A 17616-nucleotide genomic window follows, 5' to 3' on the forward strand; every position below is an offset into this window, starting at 1 on the left:
GGTGCAGGGAGAGGTGCAGGCGGGAGACGTCGGGGTCGTCGAGCGGCACGTCGGCCTCGGTGGAGCGGCCGATCCGGATCCGTTCGCCGTGCAGGCGGTGGACGCCGCCGGCGTCGGGGCCGCCGACCACGCGCAGTTCGGCGGCGGGGCGCTCGTCGGTGCCCTCGGCGTCCGGGTCGGGTTCGCCGAGGGCGAGCACCGCGCCGTCCACCAGCGGGGGGTGGCCGAGCGGGGTCTGCTCGTCCAGCCGCCGCTCACCGTCGTAGAGGTGGACGTGCGTGGCGGAGCGGGCGCCGCGGACGCCGACCGCGCCGGCCAGGGCGGTCGCGACGGCGCCGAGCACGGTGCCGGCCGGCGCGGTGACCAGTACGTCGGCGGCGCTGCCGGGGCCGGCCGGGCCGCTGCGCGGTCGAAGGACGGTGAGCCGGATCTGCATCTCGCCCGGGGTCCCTTCTGCACACGTGTGGTGCCTGCCATCCTGCCACTCGGGACGGACAGTCCGCGCACGGTACCGGATTTGACGATCTTGCGATCATCGCCATGGTGAATCCGACGGTGGGTCAGGTCAAGGAGCGCCCGCCGCCCGGCCGCCGGCCCGCGCGCCGCCCGGCCGGGGAACGCCTCGGAAACCCGGGCGGGCACCGTTAGAGTTGCCGAAAATACGGGAGCCCGCCCGGCCGGGCGGACTCCCCAGGCCCCGGCGCCGTTCACGGGAACGGGGGAGTGCCGGAACGCGGCCCCGGCAGCGGGCGCCGGGTGACCGAACGGAGTGCACAGGTGCGGCCTGTCGGCAGTAAGTACGTGTTGGAGGAGGGCCTCGGGCGCGGTGCGACCGGTACGGTCTGGCGCGGCCGGGTGCGGGAGGACGCGGCGGTGCCGGGCCTGGTGCCCGGCCAGGCCGTCGCGGTCAAGGTGCTGCGCGAGGAGCTCGCCGCCGACCCGGACGTGGTGATGCGCTTCCTGCGCGAGCGCTCCGTCCTGCTCCGGCTGACCCACCCCAACATCGTCCGCACCCGCGACCTGGTGGTCGAGGGCGAGCTGCTCGCCCTGGTGATGGACCTGGTCGACGGCCCCGACCTGTACCGCTACCTGCGCGAGTCCGGCCCGCTGTCGCCGATCGCCGGCTCCCTGCTGATGGCCCAGGTCGCCGACGCGCTGGCCGCCAGCCACGCCGACGGCGTCGTGCACCGGGACCTCAAGCCCGCCAACGTGCTGCTGGCCACCCTCGCGGTGGACGGCGACGAGCGGATGCACCCGATGCTCACCGACTTCGGCATCGCCCGGCTGGCCGACTCCCCGGGCATCACCCGCACCCACGAGTTCGTCGGCACCCCCGCCTACGTCGCCCCCGAGTCCGCCGAGGGCCGCCCGCAGACCGCCGCGGTGGACGTCTACGGCGCGGGCATCATGCTGTACGAGCTGGTCACCGGCCGCCCGCCGTTCCGCGGCGACAACCCGATGGCCGTCCTCCAGGCGCACCTCGCCCAGGAGCCGCAGCGCCCCGGCGGCATGCCCGAGCCGCTGTGGACGGTGGTCGAGCGCTGCCTGCGCAAGGACCCGGCCCAGCGCCCCACCGCCGTCTCGCTGGCCGAGGCGCTGCGGGTGGTCGCGGCCGGCGTCGGCGTGCACGCCACCCCGGCCGCGGTGGACGCCGCGCTGGCCGTCGGCGACCTGCTGGTGCCCGACCCGGCGCTGGCCGCCGCCGCCCCCGCGCCGCACGACGCCACCCTGGCGGGCGCCTACGACCCGGCCGCCGCGACCCAGGTCATGGCGCACCGCCCGCCGGTGCCCGGCGCCGAGGACCGCACCCAGCTGATCGCCCCGCCGCCGGCCGCCCCGGCCGCCGAGCGCACCCGGGTGATGCCCGCGATGCCGCCCGGCCCCGAGCCGGCCGCCCCCGCGCAGCCGGAGGGCCCGCACCCGTGGCAGACCCAGCTGCGCGCCGCCCGGGACCGCAACGCGCAGACCCGGATCGGCCACTTCGAGCCGGAGGACCTGGGCGAGCCGCAGGTCGCCCCGCGCCCGTACCAGGCGGGCCAGTACCCGCAGCAGGGCCCCGGCGGCCGCCCGCCGGTCGCCCCGCCGCCGTACCAGCAGCAGGGCGGCCGGCCCCCGCAGGACGGCCGCTACGCCCCGCAGCAGGGCCCGTACCAGCCGCAGCCGCAGCAGGGCCGCCACCCGCAGCAGGGGCCGGGCGGCCGCCCGCCGGTCGCCCCGCCGCCGTACCAGGCCCAGCAGCAGGCCGGCCCGCCGCCCGGCTACGGCCAGCCGCAGGGCTACGGCGGGCCGCCGCCCGGCTACGGCGCGCCGCAGCGCCGCCCCGAGCCCGCGCCGCCGCGCCACCAGGAGCCGCCGCACCGGGAGCCGGAGCCGCCCCGCGAGGCGCCCCGGGAGCGGGAGCCGCGGCGGCGCAGCCCGAACCGGATGCGGATCCCCGGCCTGGGCTGCCTCAAGGGCTGCCTGCTGGTGCTGGTGGTGCTGGCCCTGGGCTGCCTGGCGCTGTGGAACTTCACGCCGCTGCCGCACTACTGGGACAACGTGGTCGGCTGGTACCACTCGGCGAGCGACTGGGTCACCAGCCACACCTGACGGTGGAATTGACGGTTTGTCGACAATCCCGCGAAATTCCACCGGATCGGTACCCCTCCGGGGGCCCTCCGGCGCCCCCGGAGGGCCCGCGGGCGCGTAGGTTGTTCGTCGAGCACCGACCTCACGAGCCCACGGAGCAGCATTGGCACGCAAGATCGGCAGCCGGTACACCGTCCACCAGGTGATCGGCCGCGGCTCGGCCGGCACCGTGTGGCTCGGCGAGGGCCCCGACGGCCCGGTCGCGGTGAAGCTGCTGCGCGAGGACCTCGCGGCCGACCAGGTGCTGGTCGGCCGCTTCGTCCAGGAGCGCGCCGCCCTCACCGGTCTCGACCACCCGCACGTGGTCGGCGTCCACGACATGGTGGTCGACGGCAGCGACCTCGCCCTGGTGATGGACCTCGTCCAGGGCAGCGACCTGCGCACCCGGCTGGAGCGCGACGGCGTGCTCAGCCCCGCCGTCGCCGCCTCGGTGATCGCCGACGTCGCCGACGGCCTGGCCGCCGCGCACGCCGCCGGCATCGTGCACCGCGACGTCAAGCCGGAGAACGTCCTGCTCGACCTCGCCGCCCCGCCCGGCCCGGCCGGCGCCCCGCGGGCCAGGCTCACCGACTTCGGCATCGCCCGCCTGGTCGACGCCCCCCGCCGCACCCGCGCCACCCGGATCATCGGCACCCCCGACTACCTCGCCCCCGAGATCATCGAGGGCCTGGAGCCGCGCGCCGCCGTCGACATCTACGCCACCGCCACCGTGCTGTACGAACTGCTCACCGGCACCACCCCGTTCGGCGGCGGCCACACCGGCGCGGTGCTGCGCCGGCACGTCACCGAGAACGTCCCCCCGGTCGAGGGCATGCCGGACGGCCTGTGGCGGATCATCTCCGAGTGCCTGGCCAAGGCCCCCGCCTCCCGGCTGCGCGCCGCCGAACTCGCCTCCCGGCTGCGCGAACTGCTCCCCGAACTGGCCGGCCTCGGCCCGCTCGCGGTGCCCGCCCAGCGCGGCGCCCCCGAGGAGGTGCCCACCCCCGGCGAGGCCGTCTACGCCGAGGCCGACGCCGCCACCGGCGGTGCCCACCGCCGCCGCCGCGGCCCCGCCGTCCCGCTGGTGCCCGGCCCGCAGCCCGACTCCACCCGGGACACCCACACCAGCCTGCGCCGCCCCTCCGCCCAGGAGCTCGCCTCCTACGCCGAGGAGTCCCGCGCCCAGCGCGACCGGCCCGCCGCCCACCGCCGCACCCGGGCCCAGACGATCCGCCGCCGCCGCACCCTGGCCGTGCTGATCGCCGTCGTCCTGCTGCTGGCCGGCGCCGCCGCCGCGTGGACGGCGTTCGCCGCCGAGCCCCCCGCGGGCGCCTCCGCGGCCGTGCACGCCTCCCGGTACCCCAGGTTGTAGCCGAGCCCCCCCGCGGAACCATTACCCTTGAGGCGTGGCAGCCGTCGATCCTTCCGAAGAGCTCAAGAACCTCGACTCGACCATGGCGTCGATCGAGGCAGTCCTCGACCTGGACAAGATCCGGGCCGACATCGCAACCCTGGAGGAGGAGGCAGCCGCCCCCACCCTGTGGGACGACGTCGCGAACGCGCAGAAGGTCACCAGCCGGCTCTCCTTCCTCCAGGGCGAACTGCGCAAGTTCGAGACCCTGCGCGGCCGGGTCGAGGACCTGGGCGTCCTGTTCGAACTCGCCGAGGCCGAGGACGACGCGGACACCCGCGCCGAGGCCGAGGCCGAGCTGGTCTCCGTGCAGAAGGCCGTCGAGGAGCTGGAGGTCCGCACCCTGCTCTCCGGCGAGTACGACGCCCGCGAGGCCCTGGTCAACATCCGCGCCGAGGCGGGCGGCGTGGACGCCGCCGACTTCGCCGAGCAGCTGATGCGCATGTACCTGCGCTGGGCCGAGCGGCACGGCTACCCGACCGAGGTATACGACACCTCGTACGCCGAAGAGGCCGGCATCAAGTCCGCGACCTTCACCGTCAAGGCCCCCTACGCCTACGGCACCCTCTCCGTCGAGCAGGGCACCCACCGCCTGGTGCGCATCTCCCCGTTCGACAACCAGGGCCGCCGGCAGACCTCCTTCGCGGGCGTCGAGGTGCTCCCCGTCGTCGAGACCTCCGACCACGTCGACATCGACGAGGGCGACCTGCGGATCGACGTCTACCGCGCCTCCGGCCCCGGCGGCCAGGGCGTCAACACCACCGACTCCGCCGTCCGGATCACCCACCTGCCGACCGGCATCGTGGTCTCCTGCCAGAACGAGCGCTCGCAGATCCAGAACAAGGCATCGGCGATGAACGTCCTCCAGGCCAAGCTGCTGGAGCGCCGCCGCCAGGAGGAGCGCGCCGCGATGGACGCCCTCAAGGACGGCGGCTCCTCCTGGGGCAACCAGATGCGCTCCTACGTCCTGCACCCGTACCAGATGGTCAAGGACCTGCGCACCGAGCACGAGGTCGGCAACCCGCAGGGCGTGCTGGACGGCGACATCGACGGCTTCATTGAGGCCGGCATCCGGTGGCGCAAGCAGCGCGAGAGCTGATCAGGGCGCGCACACGGTGAAGGGCCCCTCCGCTTCGGCGGAGGGGCCCTTCGTGGTCCTCGGGGTCAGTGCAGCAGCAGGGCGAGCGTGAGCACCGCGGCGAACAGCAGGGCCAGCAGCACCGCGGGGTTGAGCGTCGCGAACGGCCCGTGCTGCTCCTGCTGGAGCCGGGCGCGGTTGGCGCGGCACACCGGGCAGCGGCCGTCGCTCACGCGGCCGTTGCAGTTGGCGCACACCAGTTGGTCGCAGGTCATGCGATCTCCTCCTTGCTGCATAGCCAACGCGCCGGAGGCGGATTCGGTTCCGACTTCCTACCACTCTGCCAGGTTCCGTACCCCACGGCCCCCGGAGGGGAAGGGTTATCGATCTGTGACGTACCTCGCAATTTCCGGTCCGAACCGGAACAACACCTGACGAAACCACGGTCAGTAGGCGTCCGGCGACTGCGGGTGCCGTGGGGCATCGCGTAAGGTCACTGGCTCCGATCCACCTAGGATGGCCCCCGTGATGCAGCCGTGATCAGATTCGACAACGTCTCCAAGACCTATCCCAAGCAGAACCGTCCGGCCCTGGACAACGTCTCGCTGGAGATCGAGAAGGGCGAGTTCGTCTTCCTGGTCGGTTCGTCCGGTTCGGGCAAGTCGACGTTCCTGCGTCTGTGCCTGCGCGAGGAGCGCCCGTCCACCGGTGCGGTGCACGTGCTGGGCAAGGACCTGGGCAAGCTCTCGAACTGGAAGGTGCCGCACATGCGGCGCCAACTGGGCACCGTCTTCCAGGACTTCCGCCTGCTGCCGAACAAGACCGTCGGGCAGAACGTGGCGTTCGCACTGGAGGTCATCGGCAAGCCGAAGGGCACCATCAACAAGGTGGTGCCCGAGGTGCTCGACCTGGTCGGCCTCGGCGGCAAGGAGGGCCGGATGCCCGGCGAGCTGTCGGGCGGTGAGCAGCAGCGCGTGGCGATCGCCCGGGCGTTCGTGAACCGGCCGATGCTGCTGATCGCCGACGAGCCCACCGGCAACCTCGACCCGCAGAACTCGGTCGGCATCATGAAGCTGCTCGACCGCATCAACCGGACCGGCACCACCGTGCTGATGGCGACCCACGACCAGGCCATCGTCGACCAGATGCGCAAGCGCGTCATCGAACTCGACAAGGGCCTGCTGGTCCGCGACCAGGCCCGCGGCGTCTACGGATACCAGAGCTAGAAGAGAGAAGCATGCGCGCCCAGTTCGTTCTGTCGGAGATCGGCGTCGGTCTCCGCCGCAACCTGACCATGACCATCGCCGTCGTGGTCAGTGTCGCGCTGTCGCTCGCCCTCGCCGGTGCCTCGCTGTTGGTCCGCGACCAGGTCAACTCCATGAAGGACTACTGGTACGACAAGGTCGAAGTCAGCATCTACTTCTGCATCAAGGCGGACCACAACCTGCCGCAGTGCGCGGCGGGCGAGGCCACCGACGGCCAGGTCGCCGACGTGAAGGCCGCCCTGGACAAGATGCCGCTGGTGCAGAGCTCGACCTACGAGTCCTCCCAGGAGGCGTACAAGCACTTCAAGGACAGCAACCCGGACAACCCGCTGCTGGCGGCGGTCGGCCCGGACGCGATGCCGCAGTCCTGGCGGGTCAAGCTGAACGACCCGACCAAGTTCGACGTGGTGCAGAGCGCCTTCGCGGGCAAGCCCGGCGTCAAGGCGGTCGACGACCAGCGCAAGATCCTGGAGAACCTGTTCGGCCTGCTGCGCGGCCTGCAGACCGCGGCGTTCGTGATCATGGTGCTGATGCTGTTCGTCGCGCTGCTGCTGATCGTCAACACCGTCCGGGTGTCCGCGTTCAGCCGCCGCCGCGAGACCGGCATCATGCGGCTGGTCGGCGCGTCCAACTTCTACGTGCAGATGCCGTTCATCGCGGAGGCCGCGTTCGCCGCCCTGCTGGGCTCGGCGCTGGCCTCGGCGCTGCTGGTCGGCGGGCACTTCTTCGTCCAGCACTGGCTGGCCAAGAAGGTGCAGTTCATCACCTTCATCGGCCTGTCCTCGGTGCTGTCGGTCATCCCGCTGCTGGTCGTGGTCGGCATGGGGATGGCGGCGGTGGCCGCGTTCTTCACCCTCCGCAAGTACTTGAAGGTCTGACGCACCGTCGGTGCTACCGGTCGGCGCGCCCGCCCGCCTAGACTCGCAGGCATGCCGACAGCACCGCGGGTACGCCAGGGGATGACGCTCGGCCTGGTGTTCGGCGCGGTGCTGTTCGCCGGAGCGGCCTCGGGGGCCTGGGGGGAGCCGGACGGCTCCACCCGGGCCCCTTCGTCGTCCGAGGCCCTCCCGTCCGCCGCCGACCTGGCCGGGGCCGACCTGACCCCGCAGCAGGCCCGGCAGCTGGTCGGCGACAGCGGCGACCGCTGGGCCGCCTACCTGAGCCCGCAGCAGTACGCGGACCTCACCGGCGGCCGGTACGCGGGCGTCGGGCTGAGCGTGGACCGGGAGGCCGGCGGGCCCACCACGGTCGCCGAGGTGCTGCCCGGCTCGCCCGCCGCGCGGGCCGGCATCGAGGCCGGCGAGCACCTGGTCAGCGTCGACGGGACGCCCGCCGAGCAGCTCCCGGTCACCGAACTGGTCTCCCGGCTGCGCGGCGGACCGGCCGGCAGCGCGGTCGCCGTGGGCGTCCGGGACGAGACCGGGCCGGTGCGCCAACTCACCCTCACCCGCGCCGAACTGGCCGCCCGCGAGGTCGAGGTCGACCACCCGGCGCCCGGCGTGGCCCGGATCGCCGTGCACGCCTTCACCGAGAGCGTCGGCGACCAGGTGCGGGCCGCCGCGGCCGGCGCCCGGGGCGTGGTGCTCGACCTGCGCGGCAACTCCGGCGGCCTGGTCGCGGAGGCCGTCGACACCGCCTCGGTGTTCCTCGACGGCGGGCCGGTCGCCAGCTACCAGGCGAACGGCGAGCACCGCGAACTGACCGCCGCCGCGGGCCGCAGCACCGCCGCCCCGCTGGTGGTGCTGGTCGACGGCGGCACCATGAGCGCCGCCGAACTGCTGGCCGGCGCGCTCCAGGACCGCGGCCGGGCCGTCCTGGTCGGCAGCCGCACCTTCGGCAAGGGCACCGTCCAGCAGCCCAGCCGGCTCGCCGACGGCTCGGTGCTGGAACTCACCGTCGGCCGCTACCGGACCCCGGCCGGCCGCTCCCCGGACGGCACCGGCTTCCAGCCCGACGTGCCCGCCGCGGGGGAGGACCCGCAGGCGCTCGCCCTCAGGGTGCTGGACGGGCTGAGCGACTCCGACCCGGCGTCCCCCGCGGACCCGGCGCACCCGGCCGACCCCGCGCACCCCGGCGCCCCCGCGCACCCCGGGACTCCCGCCGCCCCCGGGCCCGCCGGGTCCGCCCCGCCCGCCGGGTCCGTCCCGCCGGCCGCGTCCGCCGCGCCGTCCGCCACCCCGTCCGCCGCGCCGTAAAGGGGCTGCCGCGCCCGCCGCCGAGGTGCGAGAATGGCCGGGCTATGGCAAAGGAAACGGGCAAGAAGCTGGTCGCGCAGAACAAGAAGGCGCGGCACGAGTACACCATTCTCGACACCTACGAGTGCGGCATGGTGCTCACCGGTACCGAGGTCAAGTCGCTGCGCGAGGGCCGGGCCAACCTGGTCGACGGCTACGCGTACGTCCAGGGCGGCGAAGCCTGGATCGACAACGTGTTCATCCCCGAGTACGCGCAGGGCACCTGGACCAACCACTCGGCGCGGCGCAAGCGCAAGCTGCTGCTGCACAAGATGGAGATCCGCAAGATCGAGTCCAAGGTGAAGGAGACCGGCCACACGCTGGTCCCGCTGTCCCTGTACTTCAAGGACGGCCGCGCCAAGCTCGAACTCGCCCTCGCGGTCGGCAAGAAGCTGTACGACAAGCGGCAGACCCTGCGCGAGCGGCAGGACCGCCGCGAGGCCGACCGCGCGGTGGCCGCCGTCCGCCGCCGCACCGGGCAGGGGTGAGGCCGGCCGGGAGCGCCGCGGTCCGTTAATGCGCTGGACCCTTGACGCACGGGTTGAGTACTATGGCAGCGCACCACCCGGTAGGGGGCCCGCCTCCCGCCGGAGCTGTTTGTCAAAAAAACATGGGGATGATCGGTTTCGACAGTGACAGTCGAAACAGGAGAAGCGAGCCGAGGAACGCGGCAATGATCTCGTTAACCATCTGTCGCAAAAAAATAATCGCCAACTCTAAGCGCGATTCCCAGCAGTTCGCTCTCGCAGCCTGATCTGCGAAAGTGAATGGGTGTCAGCCCGGGGCGTTCCCGACCCGGATCCTGGCATAATCTAGGGAACTCAACCTTCCACCCCGGTCGCGGGGGTGGCGGGGAAACCAAACAGTGACTGGGCCTGTTGGCGGCTTGTCCGCGTGACCGCCAGGGCCGAGAAAATCACAGCGGACTGCGCTCGGAGAAGTCCTGAATCCACTTCACTGGACCCGGGTTCGATTCCCGGCATCTCCACCACCCCATGTGCATCGCAGAGCCGCCCTCCACTCCGGAGGGCGGCTCTCGTGCGTTCCCGCACCCCTCACACGCCGGGCCCGCGGCGGGTGAGAGGACGGTTCCGCACCCTTCACACCGCACAACGAACCCGAAATCGTGAGCTCCTAGCGTCGGTGGCACAGGGTCCAGAACACCCGCACTCGAAGGAGCGAGCCCATGGACGGCACCACCACCAACGGCAGGACCGGCGGTCGCTGGATCCAGCAGTGGGACCCGGAGGACACCGCGTTCTGGGAGTCCACCGGCCGCCGCACCGCCCGGCGCAACCTCGCCTTCTCGGTGCTCTCCGAACACATCGGCTTCTCGATCTGGAGCCTGTGGTCGGTGATGGTGCTCTTCATGGGCAAGGAGTACGGCATCGACCCGGCCGGGAAGTTCTTCCTGGTCGCCATGCCCACCCTGGTCGGCTCCTTCGTCCGGATCCCCTACACCGTCGCGGTCGCCCGCTTCGGCGGCCGGAACTGGACGGTCGTCTCCGCGCTGCTGCTGCTCCTGCCCACCCTCGCCGCCGCGTACGTCATGCACCCCGGCACCTCGTACACCACCTTCATGCTGGTCGCGGGGCTCACCGGGTTCGGCGGCGGCAACTTCGCCTCCTCGATGACCAACATCAACGCCTTCTACCCGGCCCGGCACAAGGGCTGGGCGCTCGGCCTCAACGCGGGCGGCGGCAACATCGGCGTGCCGGTGATCCAGCTGGTCTCGCTCGGCGTGATCGCCTGGGCCGGCGCCGGGCACCCCCGCCTGGTGCTGGGCGTCTACCTGCCGCTGATCGTGGTCGCCGCGCTGTGCGCCGCCCTGTTCATGGACAACCTGGCCCCGATGAAGGCCGACACCGGCTCGCTCGCCGCGATCGTCCGGGAGAAGCACACCTGGCTGATGTCGGTGCTGTACGTCGGCACCTTCGGCTCCTTCATCGGCTTCTCCTTCGCCTTCGGCCTGGTGCTGCAGAACCAGTTCGGCCGCACCCCGCTGCAGGCCGCCCAGCTGACCTTCCTCGGCCCGCTGCTCGGCTCGGTGGTCCGCCCGCTCGGCGGGAAGCTTGCCGACCGGTTCGGCGGCGCCCGGATCACCCTGTGGAACTTCGCCGCGATGGCCGCCGCCGCGAGCCTGGTCACCTACGCCTCGTCGATCCGCTCGCTGCCGGTCTTCCTCACCGGCTTCGTCGCCCTGTTCGCGCTGGCCGGCCTCGGCAACGGCTCTACCTACAAGATGATCCCCGGCATCTTCGACGCCAAGGCCCAGGACCGGATCGCGGCCGGCGCCACCCCCGAGGACGCCGCCGCCTGGTCCCGCAAGATGTCCGGCGCCGCGATCGGCGTGATCGGCGCGGTCGGCGCCCTCGGCGGCCTCTTCATCAACCTCGCCTTCCGCGAGTCCTTCCTGATCGCGAAGTCCGGCACCCCCGCCTTCGTCTCCTTCCTCGCCGCCTACGCCGTCTGCTTCGCCCTCACCTGGACGGTCTACCTCCGCCGCCCCGCCCCCGCCGCGACCAGCACCGACGCCCCCGCCCTCGCCCAGGTCTGAACCGCCGTCACACCCCCGGGACCGCCCCGAGCCGCAGCGAAACACGCCGGTAATCGGTGCGACCCGGGGGTGACACCGCGACCGGCCACGATTGATCACCACCCACCCGACCGCCGCCCCCGTCCCCAGCCAGGACACCCGGGGCGGCGCACCCCAGAGGACGACACCGCATGGCCGACCCGACCCGACGCCTGCCGGACGAACCCGGGCCCGCCGAGAGCGGCCCGCTCGCCGGCTGGACCATCGGCATCACCGCCGCCCGCCGCGCCGACGAACTCACCGCCCTGCTCCAGCGCCGCGGCGCGAGCGTGCTGCGCGCCCCCGCCCTGCGGATCGTCCCGCTCGCCGACGACACCGAACTGCACACCGCCACCCGCGCCCTGGTCGCCGACCCGCCCGACCTCGCCGTCGCCACCACCGGCATCGGCTTCCGCGGCTGGATGGAGGCCGCCGACGGCTGGGACCTCGGCGAGGACCTGCGCACCGCCCTCGGCCGCGGCTCCGTGCTCGCCCGCGGCCCCAAGGCCAAGGGTGCGATCCGCGCCGCCGGACTGCGCGAGTCCTTCTCCGCCGCCACCGAGTCCTCCGCCGAGGTCCTCTCCCACCTCCTCGACCAGGGCGTCGACGGCCGCCGGATCGCCGTCCAGCTGCACGGCGCCCCGCTGCCCGGCTTTGTCGAGTCGCTGCGCGCCGCCGGGGCGGACGTCGTGGAGGTCCCGGTCTACCGCTGGCTCCCGCCCGCCGACCTCGGCCCGCTCGACCGCCTCCTCGACGCGACCTGCGCCGGCGCGCTCGACGCCGTCACCTTCACCTCCGCGCCCGCCGCGATCAGCCTCCTCGACCGGGCCGCCGAACGCGGCCGCACCGAGGACCTGCTGCACGCCCTGCGCCGCGACGTCCTCGCGGTCTGCGTCGGCCCGGTCACCTCCGCCCCGCTCGACGAACTCGACGTCCCCACCGTCTGGCCCGAACGGATGCGCCTGGGTGCGATGGTCCAGACCCTCACCGCCGCCCTCCCCGAACGCACCCGCCGCCTGCCGGTGGCCGGGCACACCCTCGAACTGCGCGGCCAGGCCGCCCTCGTCGACGGCCACCTGCGCCCCGTCCCCCCGGCCGGCATGGCCCTGCTGCGCACCCTCGCCCGCCACCCCGGCTGGGTCGTCCCGCGCGCCGACCTGCTCAAGGCCCTGCCGGGCAGCGGCGACGACGAGCACGCCGTCGAGACCGCGATGGCCCGCCTGCGCCAGTCGCTCGGCGTGCCGCGGCTGATCACCACCGTCGTCAAGCGCGGGTACCGGCTGACCCTGGACCACTGAGCACCACCAGGGGCTCGGGGAACGGCGAGCCCGGGTCTGCTGACGGTTCACTGCCGTTGCGCGCATCTGCTTTCGGTTCCGTCAAAGACACGCAGCAGCACGGACCTCCGATGGGCTCCGGCCACCAGCAGCACGGGCTCGCCGTTCCCCGAGCCCCTGTATGTGCGCGTCCGCCGTCGGAAAGGTGTCCGGTTTCCCTGTAAGATCTTCCGTCCGCCTTTTTCTCCGCACCTTTGGGGGCTCCTTGGGCGCGCACGGTTCCGCCGAGCACCGATCCGACACTGTCCGCGACCGCGAAATCGCGGGGGAGCAGCGTCATCTCGACACCGTCTACCGGCGTCTGGAGGAGAAACTGGCCGAAGCGGAGTACATCCTGGAGGACGCCGCGAAGCGGGTGCAGGTCGGCACGCCCGGCGCGCTCGCCGAGCGGGACGCGCAGGTGTACCGGGCCGGGGCACACCTGCAGCGGTTGAACAACGAGTTCGAGGACTTCCTGTTCGGGCGGATCGACCTCCAGCAGGCCGACGCGCCGGAGGAGCACGGGATCCCGTCCCAGACGCCGCTGGACCCGGCCGACCCGGCCGTCGCCGAGAGCCTGCACATCGGGCGGCTGGGCGTGCTGGACGCCGAGTTCGGCCCGCTGGTGATCGACTGGCGGGCCCCGGCGGCCGCGCCGTTCTACCGGTCGACGCCGCTGGAGCCGGGCCGGGTGATCCGGCGCCGGGTGATCCGGTCCAAGGGCCGGAAGGTGATCGGCGTCGAGGACGACCTGCTGCGCCCCGACCTGGCGCCGACGCTGGACGGCGAGGAGCTGGCCGTGGTCGGCGACGGCGCGCTGATGGCGACGCTGGGCCGGGCCCGCGGCCACTCGATGCGGGACATCGTCTCGTCCATCCAGAAGGAGCAGGACGAGGTGATCCGGGCGCCCGCCGCGGGCGCGACCCTGGTGACCGGCGGGCCCGGCACCGGGAAGACCGCGGTGGCGCTGCACCGGGCCGCGTTCCTGCTGTACCAGGACCGCCGCCGGTACGCGGGCGGCATCCTGGTGGTCAGCCCGACGCCGCTGCTGGTCTCGTACACCGAGGGCGTGCTGCCCTCGCTGGGCGAGGAGGGCCAGGTGGCGATCCGCGCGGTCGGCAGCCTGGTGGACGGGATCGAGGCGTCCCGGTACGACAGCCCCGAGGTGTCCCGGATCAAGGGCTCGGCGCGGATGGTGCAGCTGCTGCGCCGGGCCGCCCGGGGCGCCCTGGAGTTGGGGGCGCCGACCGAGCTGAGGGTGTTCGCCCGGGGCCGGGCGCTGCGGCTGGACGCGGGCCGGCTGAAGGCGGTGCGCGGCAACGTGGTGGGCGGCGGCGGCACGCCGCTGAACCTGCTGCGCCCGCGGGCCCGCCGCCTGCTGCTGGACGCGCTGTGGTCGGAGGCGGTGCGCGACCTGCCGAAGCCGAGCACGTACGCGGAGCGCGAGCAGCGCCAGGAGGAGCGCGAGTCCTTCGACGAGTACGTGTCCGACGAGGCGCCGTTCCTGGCGTTCCTGGACGCCTGGTGGCCCGCCCTGACCCCGCGCCGGGTGCTGGCCACCCTCAAGCAGCACCGGCACACCAACCGGATCGCCCGCCGCGCGGTCACCCCGGAGGAGTCCCGGCTGCTCGCCGCGTCCTGGCGGCACCTGGACGAGCGCGGCGCGGGCGGGCTGTCCGCGCACGACGTGGCGCTGGTGGACGAGCTGCAGGTGCTGCTCGGCGAGCCGGCCCGCCCGAAGGTGCGCGAGGTGGACGCGGTGGACATGCTGACCGGCCTGGACGAGGTCACCACGTACGGCGAGCGGATGTACCGCCAGCGCGAGCGCGAGCGCGTCCCGGAGGAGCGGCGCGAGTACGCGCACGTGATCGTGGACGAGGCGCAGGACCTCACGCCGATGCAGTGGCGGATGATCGGGCGCCGCTCGCGGACGGCCACCTGGACGATCGTCGGCGACCCGGCGCAGTCGTCCTGGCCGTTCCCGCAGGAGGCGCAGGCGGCGATGGACGAGGTGCTGGCGGGCAAGCCGCGCCGCCGGCACACGCTGACCGTGAACTACCGCAACCCGGCGGAGATCGCCGAGGTGGCGGCGAAGGTGCTGGAGCTGGCCGCCCCGGGCACCCCGTCGCCGAGCGCGGTGCGGTCCACCGGCGCGCACCCGCGGTTCGCGGCGGTCCGCGAGCCGGCCGCGGCGGCGTTCGGCGCGGCGGCCCGGTCGGAGCTGGAGCGGCTGCTGACCGAGGTGGACGGCACCGTCGCGGTGGTGGTCCCGATGGACCGCCGGGCCGAGGCGGCGGGCTGGACCGAGGGCCTGGGCGAGCGGGTGGTGGCGCTGGGCAGCCTGGAGGCGAAGGGCCTGGAGTACGACGCCACCGTTGTCGCCGACCCGACCGGCATCGCGGGCGAGTCGGAGGCGGGCCTGCGGGTGCTGTACGTGGCGCTGACCCGCGCGACCCAGCGGCTGACGGTGCTCTCCGGCCCGGACGACCTGCCGGACGCCGCGGGCGTGCCCGCGCTGCTGAGGTAGCAGCCGGGAGGACCCGAGGCGCGGGAACACGGAGGCGCGCAAGCACGGAGGCGCGGGAACACGGAGGCCCCCACCCGATGGGTGGGGGCCTCCGTCACGTTGAACACCGACCCGCCATGCTCGCCTCGCGGCAAGTGGTCCCTCGAAGGGACGAAGGTTGGGCCCGGGGGCTTGGATCGAGCCGGTGCCGTTCCAATGTAACGCATCCGCGCCGACGGGCAAGGAGGAGCAGGCCCGGACCGGTCGGTTTGTCGGATCCGCACACTCAATGCGCGTTATTTCTGGCAGGCCCTTGGTCGGTGCGACCATCGAGGTCTAGCATGCCGAGCGGCATGAACTTCAACACTTTGTTGATTCAGGAAGAAGGAACGTCGATGGCGACGGTGCCCAGTGTCTCGAACTCGATCACTGTCCGGTTGGAGGTCCCGGCCACCGGCAACGCGGTGAGCTCGATCACCACCGCGGTGGAGTCCTCCGGCGGTTCGGTCACCGGTCTCGACGTCACGGCCTCCGGCCTCGAGGCACTGCGGATCGACGTCACCGTGGCAGCGTCCTCGGTCGCGCACGGCCAGGAGATCGTCGAGAAGCTGCGCACCATCGACGGCGTCAGCATCGGCAAGGTCTCCGACCGCACCTTCCTGATGCACCTCGGCGGCAAGATCGAGATGTCCTCGAAGCTGCCGATCCGCAACCGCGACGACCTGAGCATGATCTACACCCCCGGCGTGGCCCGGGTCTGCATGGCGATCGCCGAGAACCCGGAGGACGCCCGCCGGCTGACCATCAAGCGCAACAGCGTCGCGGTGGTCACCGACGGCTCCGCGGTGCTGGGCCTGGGCAACATCGGCCCGAAGGCCGCGCTGCCGGTGATGGAGGGCAAGGCGGCGCTGTTCAAGCGGTTCGCGGGCATCGACGCCTGGCCGCTGTGCCTGGACACCCAGGACGCCGACGAGATCGTGGCGATCGTCAAGGCCATCGCACCGGGCTTCGCGGGCATCAACCTGGAGGACATCTCGGCGCCGCGCTGCTTCGAGATCGAGGCCCGGCTGCGCGAGGCGCTGGACATCCCGGTCTTCCACGACGACCAGCACGGCACCGCGATCGTGGTGCTGGCCGCGCTCACCAACGCGCTGAAGGTGGTGGGCAAGGAGATCGGCGAGATCCGGGTGGTGATGAGCGGCGCCGGCGCCGCGGGCACCGCGATCCTCAAGCTGCTGATGGCGGCCGGCGTCGCGCACGCCACCGTGGCGGACGTCCGCGGCGTGGTCCACCAGGGGCGCGGCGACCTGGACGGCAGCCTGCGCTGGATCGCCGAGAACACCAACCGCTCCGGCCGCACCGGCACCCTCAAGGAGGCGGTGGCCGACGCCGACGTGTTCATCGGCGTCTCCGCCCCGAACGTGCTGGACGGCGACGACCTGGCCACCATGGCCAAGGACGCGATCGTCTTCGCGCTGGCCAACCCGGACCCGGAGGTCGACCCGGCGGTGGCCCGGCAGACCGCCGCGGTGGTCGCCACCGGCCGCAGCGACTTCCCCAACCAGATCAACAACGTGCTGGTCTTCCCGGGCGTCTTCCGCGGCCTGCTGGACGCGCAGAGCGCCAGCGTGGACACCGAGATGATGCTGGCCGCCGCCCGGGCGCTGGCCACCACCGTCACCGACGACGAGCTGAACCCGAACTACATCATCCCCAGCGTCTTCCACCCCGGCGTGGCCAAGACCGTCGCCGCTGCCGTCCGGGACGCCGCCCTGGCGGCCCGCGGCGACGCCGAGACGGCCCCGGAGCGGCCCACCGCGGGCATCGTCGGGACGCTCGACACCGCCGCTTTCCCGGCCGTTCGGCTCTGAGCCGCGCGGCTCCGGCGCCCCCGCCCGCGACGGGGGCACCGGAGCCCTTGCGACACAAGGGCAAGGGGCGTGTTTGGGCTTGTCGGTGCCAGGGCGTACGGTAGCCCTGCGACGGGGAGGCGTGTCCGACAAGTACGGTACGTCCCCGGTTGCGTCACGGCGTGTCGTCCCGGCCGCCGCCCGCTCCGACCCCTGTCGGAGCCGACGGAGCGTCACACCTCCGTCCGGCGGGCGCTGTTCGGGTCAACCACGCCGGTTCCCGATTGGCTTTCTCAGTGCCGGTCGGGGCAGGATTCGTACCCAGGCGGGCAGTTTGCGGCGCTTCGCGGTGCGAGCCCGGCCCCTGACCACCCCTCGCCTGAACGAGCACCGTCGCGCGGACCGGCCATGCCTCCGCGCACGGCAGAGCAACAGACCACAGGAGTACACATGAACCGCAGTGAGCTGGTGGCCGCGCTGGCCGAGCGTGCCGAGGTGACCCGCAAGGACGCCGACGCCGTGCTGGCCGCCTTCGCCGAGATCACCGGCGAGGTCGTCGCCAAGGGCGACGAGAAGGTCACCATCCCCGGTTTCCTGACCTTCGAGCGCACCCTGCGCGCCGCCCGCACCGCCCGCAACCCGCAGACCGGCGAGCCGATCCAGATCGCCGAGGGCTACAGCGTCAAGGTGAGCGCCGGCTCGAAGCTGAAGGAAGCCGCGAAGGGCAAGTGACCCCCCGCAGCTGAACGCACCGGTGGCCGGCCTCCCCTGGGG

General features: G+C 73.1%; 14 protein-coding genes and 1 other RNA gene. 13 read left to right on the forward strand and 2 right to left on the reverse strand.

Going from position 1 to position 17616, the window contains the following annotated elements; translation table 11 throughout:
- On the reverse strand, positions 1-436 hold a 436-nt coding region (locus ACFUEL_RS16840; protein ID WP_380237028.1), incomplete at its 3' end, for an FHA domain-containing protein.
- Positions 437-777: 341 nt separating this feature from the next.
- Between ACFUEL_RS16840 and ACFUEL_RS16845 the strand changes: the two genes are divergently transcribed.
- The 3 genes from ACFUEL_RS16845 to prfB all read left to right on the forward strand — a co-directional run bounded on the left by ACFUEL_RS16845 (position 778) and on the right by prfB (position 5117).
- Complete coding sequence (locus ACFUEL_RS16845) at positions 778-2589, forward strand: serine/threonine-protein kinase (protein ID WP_380237029.1); 1812 nt, start codon at positions 778-780, stop codon at positions 2587-2589.
- Between the two features lie 142 nt (positions 2590-2731).
- Positions 2732-3979, forward strand: a complete 1248-nt coding sequence (locus tag ACFUEL_RS16850) for a serine/threonine-protein kinase (RefSeq protein ID WP_380237030.1) — start codon at positions 2732-2734, stop codon at positions 3977-3979.
- A gap of 34 nt (positions 3980-4013) precedes the next feature.
- On the forward strand, positions 4014-5117 hold the full coding sequence (gene prfB / locus ACFUEL_RS16855; RefSeq protein ID WP_380237031.1) for a peptide chain release factor 2: 1104 nt from the start codon (positions 4014-4016) through the stop codon (positions 5115-5117).
- A 65-nt stretch (positions 5118-5182) separates the two neighbouring features.
- Here the strand turns inward: prfB and ACFUEL_RS16860 are convergent, their stop codons facing one another.
- The gene (locus ACFUEL_RS16860) at positions 5183-5371 is read right to left on the reverse strand and encodes a hypothetical protein (RefSeq protein ID WP_176188235.1); all 189 of its coding nucleotides are present in this window, start codon (positions 5369-5371) and stop codon (positions 5183-5185) included.
- Between the two features lie 261 nt (positions 5372-5632).
- Here ACFUEL_RS16860 and ftsE point away from each other — a divergent pair, with 261 nt between their 5' ends.
- The 10 genes from ftsE to ACFUEL_RS16910 all read left to right on the forward strand — a co-directional run bounded on the left by ftsE (position 5633) and on the right by ACFUEL_RS16910 (position 17574).
- Positions 5633-6322 (forward strand): cell division ATP-binding protein FtsE, encoded by a 690-nt coding sequence (gene ftsE, locus ACFUEL_RS16865; protein ID WP_380237032.1) that lies wholly within the window; start codon positions 5633-5635, stop codon positions 6320-6322.
- Between the two features lie 11 nt (positions 6323-6333).
- Positions 6334-7239, forward strand: a complete 906-nt coding sequence (gene ftsX / locus ACFUEL_RS16870) for a permease-like cell division protein FtsX (RefSeq protein ID WP_380237033.1) — start codon at positions 6334-6336, stop codon at positions 7237-7239.
- 51 nt (positions 7240-7290) lie between these two features.
- Complete coding sequence (locus tag ACFUEL_RS16875) at positions 7291-8556, forward strand: S41 family peptidase (RefSeq protein WP_380237034.1); 1266 nt, start codon at positions 7291-7293, stop codon at positions 8554-8556.
- Positions 8557-8600: 44 nt separating this feature from the next.
- Positions 8601-9083 (forward strand): SsrA-binding protein SmpB, encoded by a 483-nt coding sequence (smpB, locus tag ACFUEL_RS16880; RefSeq protein WP_380237035.1) that lies wholly within the window; start codon positions 8601-8603, stop codon positions 9081-9083.
- A gap of 124 nt (positions 9084-9207) precedes the next feature.
- Positions 9208-9586: a transfer-messenger RNA gene (gene ssrA / locus ACFUEL_RS16885) on the forward strand.
- A gap of 195 nt (positions 9587-9781) precedes the next feature.
- On the forward strand, positions 9782-11152 hold the full coding sequence (locus ACFUEL_RS16890; protein WP_380237036.1) for a nitrate/nitrite transporter: 1371 nt from the start codon (positions 9782-9784) through the stop codon (positions 11150-11152).
- Positions 11153-11322: 170 nt separating this feature from the next.
- Positions 11323-12468: a uroporphyrinogen-III synthase gene (locus ACFUEL_RS16895; RefSeq protein WP_380237037.1), complete on the forward strand. Its 1146-nt coding sequence runs from the start codon at positions 11323-11325 to the stop codon at positions 12466-12468.
- A 244-nt stretch (positions 12469-12712) separates the two neighbouring features.
- Positions 12713-15013: a HelD family protein gene (locus tag ACFUEL_RS16900; protein WP_380237038.1), complete on the forward strand. Its 2301-nt coding sequence runs from the start codon at positions 12713-12715 to the stop codon at positions 15011-15013.
- A gap of 374 nt (positions 15014-15387) precedes the next feature.
- Positions 15388-16863, forward strand: coding sequence for an NAD-dependent malic enzyme (locus ACFUEL_RS16905; RefSeq protein WP_380237039.1), 1476 nt, complete (start codon positions 15388-15390; stop codon positions 16861-16863).
- Between the two features lie 429 nt (positions 16864-17292).
- Positions 17293-17574, forward strand: a complete 282-nt coding sequence (locus ACFUEL_RS16910) for an HU family DNA-binding protein (RefSeq protein ID WP_030459611.1) — start codon at positions 17293-17295, stop codon at positions 17572-17574.
- The last annotated feature ends 42 nt before the right edge of the window (positions 17575-17616 follow it).

It is taken from the genome of Kitasatospora sp. NPDC057198 (genome assembly GCF_042670125.1).
In the GTDB taxonomy this organism is placed as follows: domain Bacteria; phylum Actinomycetota; class Actinomycetes; order Streptomycetales; family Streptomycetaceae; genus Kitasatospora.

Excerpts from the sequence above, each read along its gene's own strand:
- ACFUEL_RS16905 (WP_380237039.1), top strand. The coding sequence starts at position 15,388 with ATGGCGACGGTGCCCAGTGTCTCGAACTCGATCACTGTCCGGTTGGAG.
- ftsX (WP_380237033.1), top strand. The coding sequence starts at position 6,334 with ATGCGCGCCCAGTTCGTTCTGTCGGAGATCGGCGTCGGTCTCCGCCGC.
- ACFUEL_RS16895 (WP_380237037.1), top strand. The coding sequence starts at position 11,323 with ATGGCCGACCCGACCCGACGCCTGCCGGACGAACCCGGGCCCGCCGAG.
- ACFUEL_RS16890 (WP_380237036.1), top strand. The coding sequence starts at position 9,782 with ATGGACGGCACCACCACCAACGGCAGGACCGGCGGTCGCTGGATCCAG.
- smpB (WP_380237035.1), top strand. The coding sequence starts at position 8,601 with ATGGCAAAGGAAACGGGCAAGAAGCTGGTCGCGCAGAACAAGAAGGCG.
- ACFUEL_RS16860 (WP_176188235.1), bottom strand. The coding sequence starts at position 5,371 with ATGACCTGCGACCAACTGGTGTGCGCCAACTGCAACGGCCGCGTGAGC.
- ACFUEL_RS16875 (WP_380237034.1), top strand. The coding sequence starts at position 7,291 with ATGCCGACAGCACCGCGGGTACGCCAGGGGATGACGCTCGGCCTGGTG.
- ACFUEL_RS16910 (WP_030459611.1), top strand. The coding sequence starts at position 17,293 with ATGAACCGCAGTGAGCTGGTGGCCGCGCTGGCCGAGCGTGCCGAGGTG.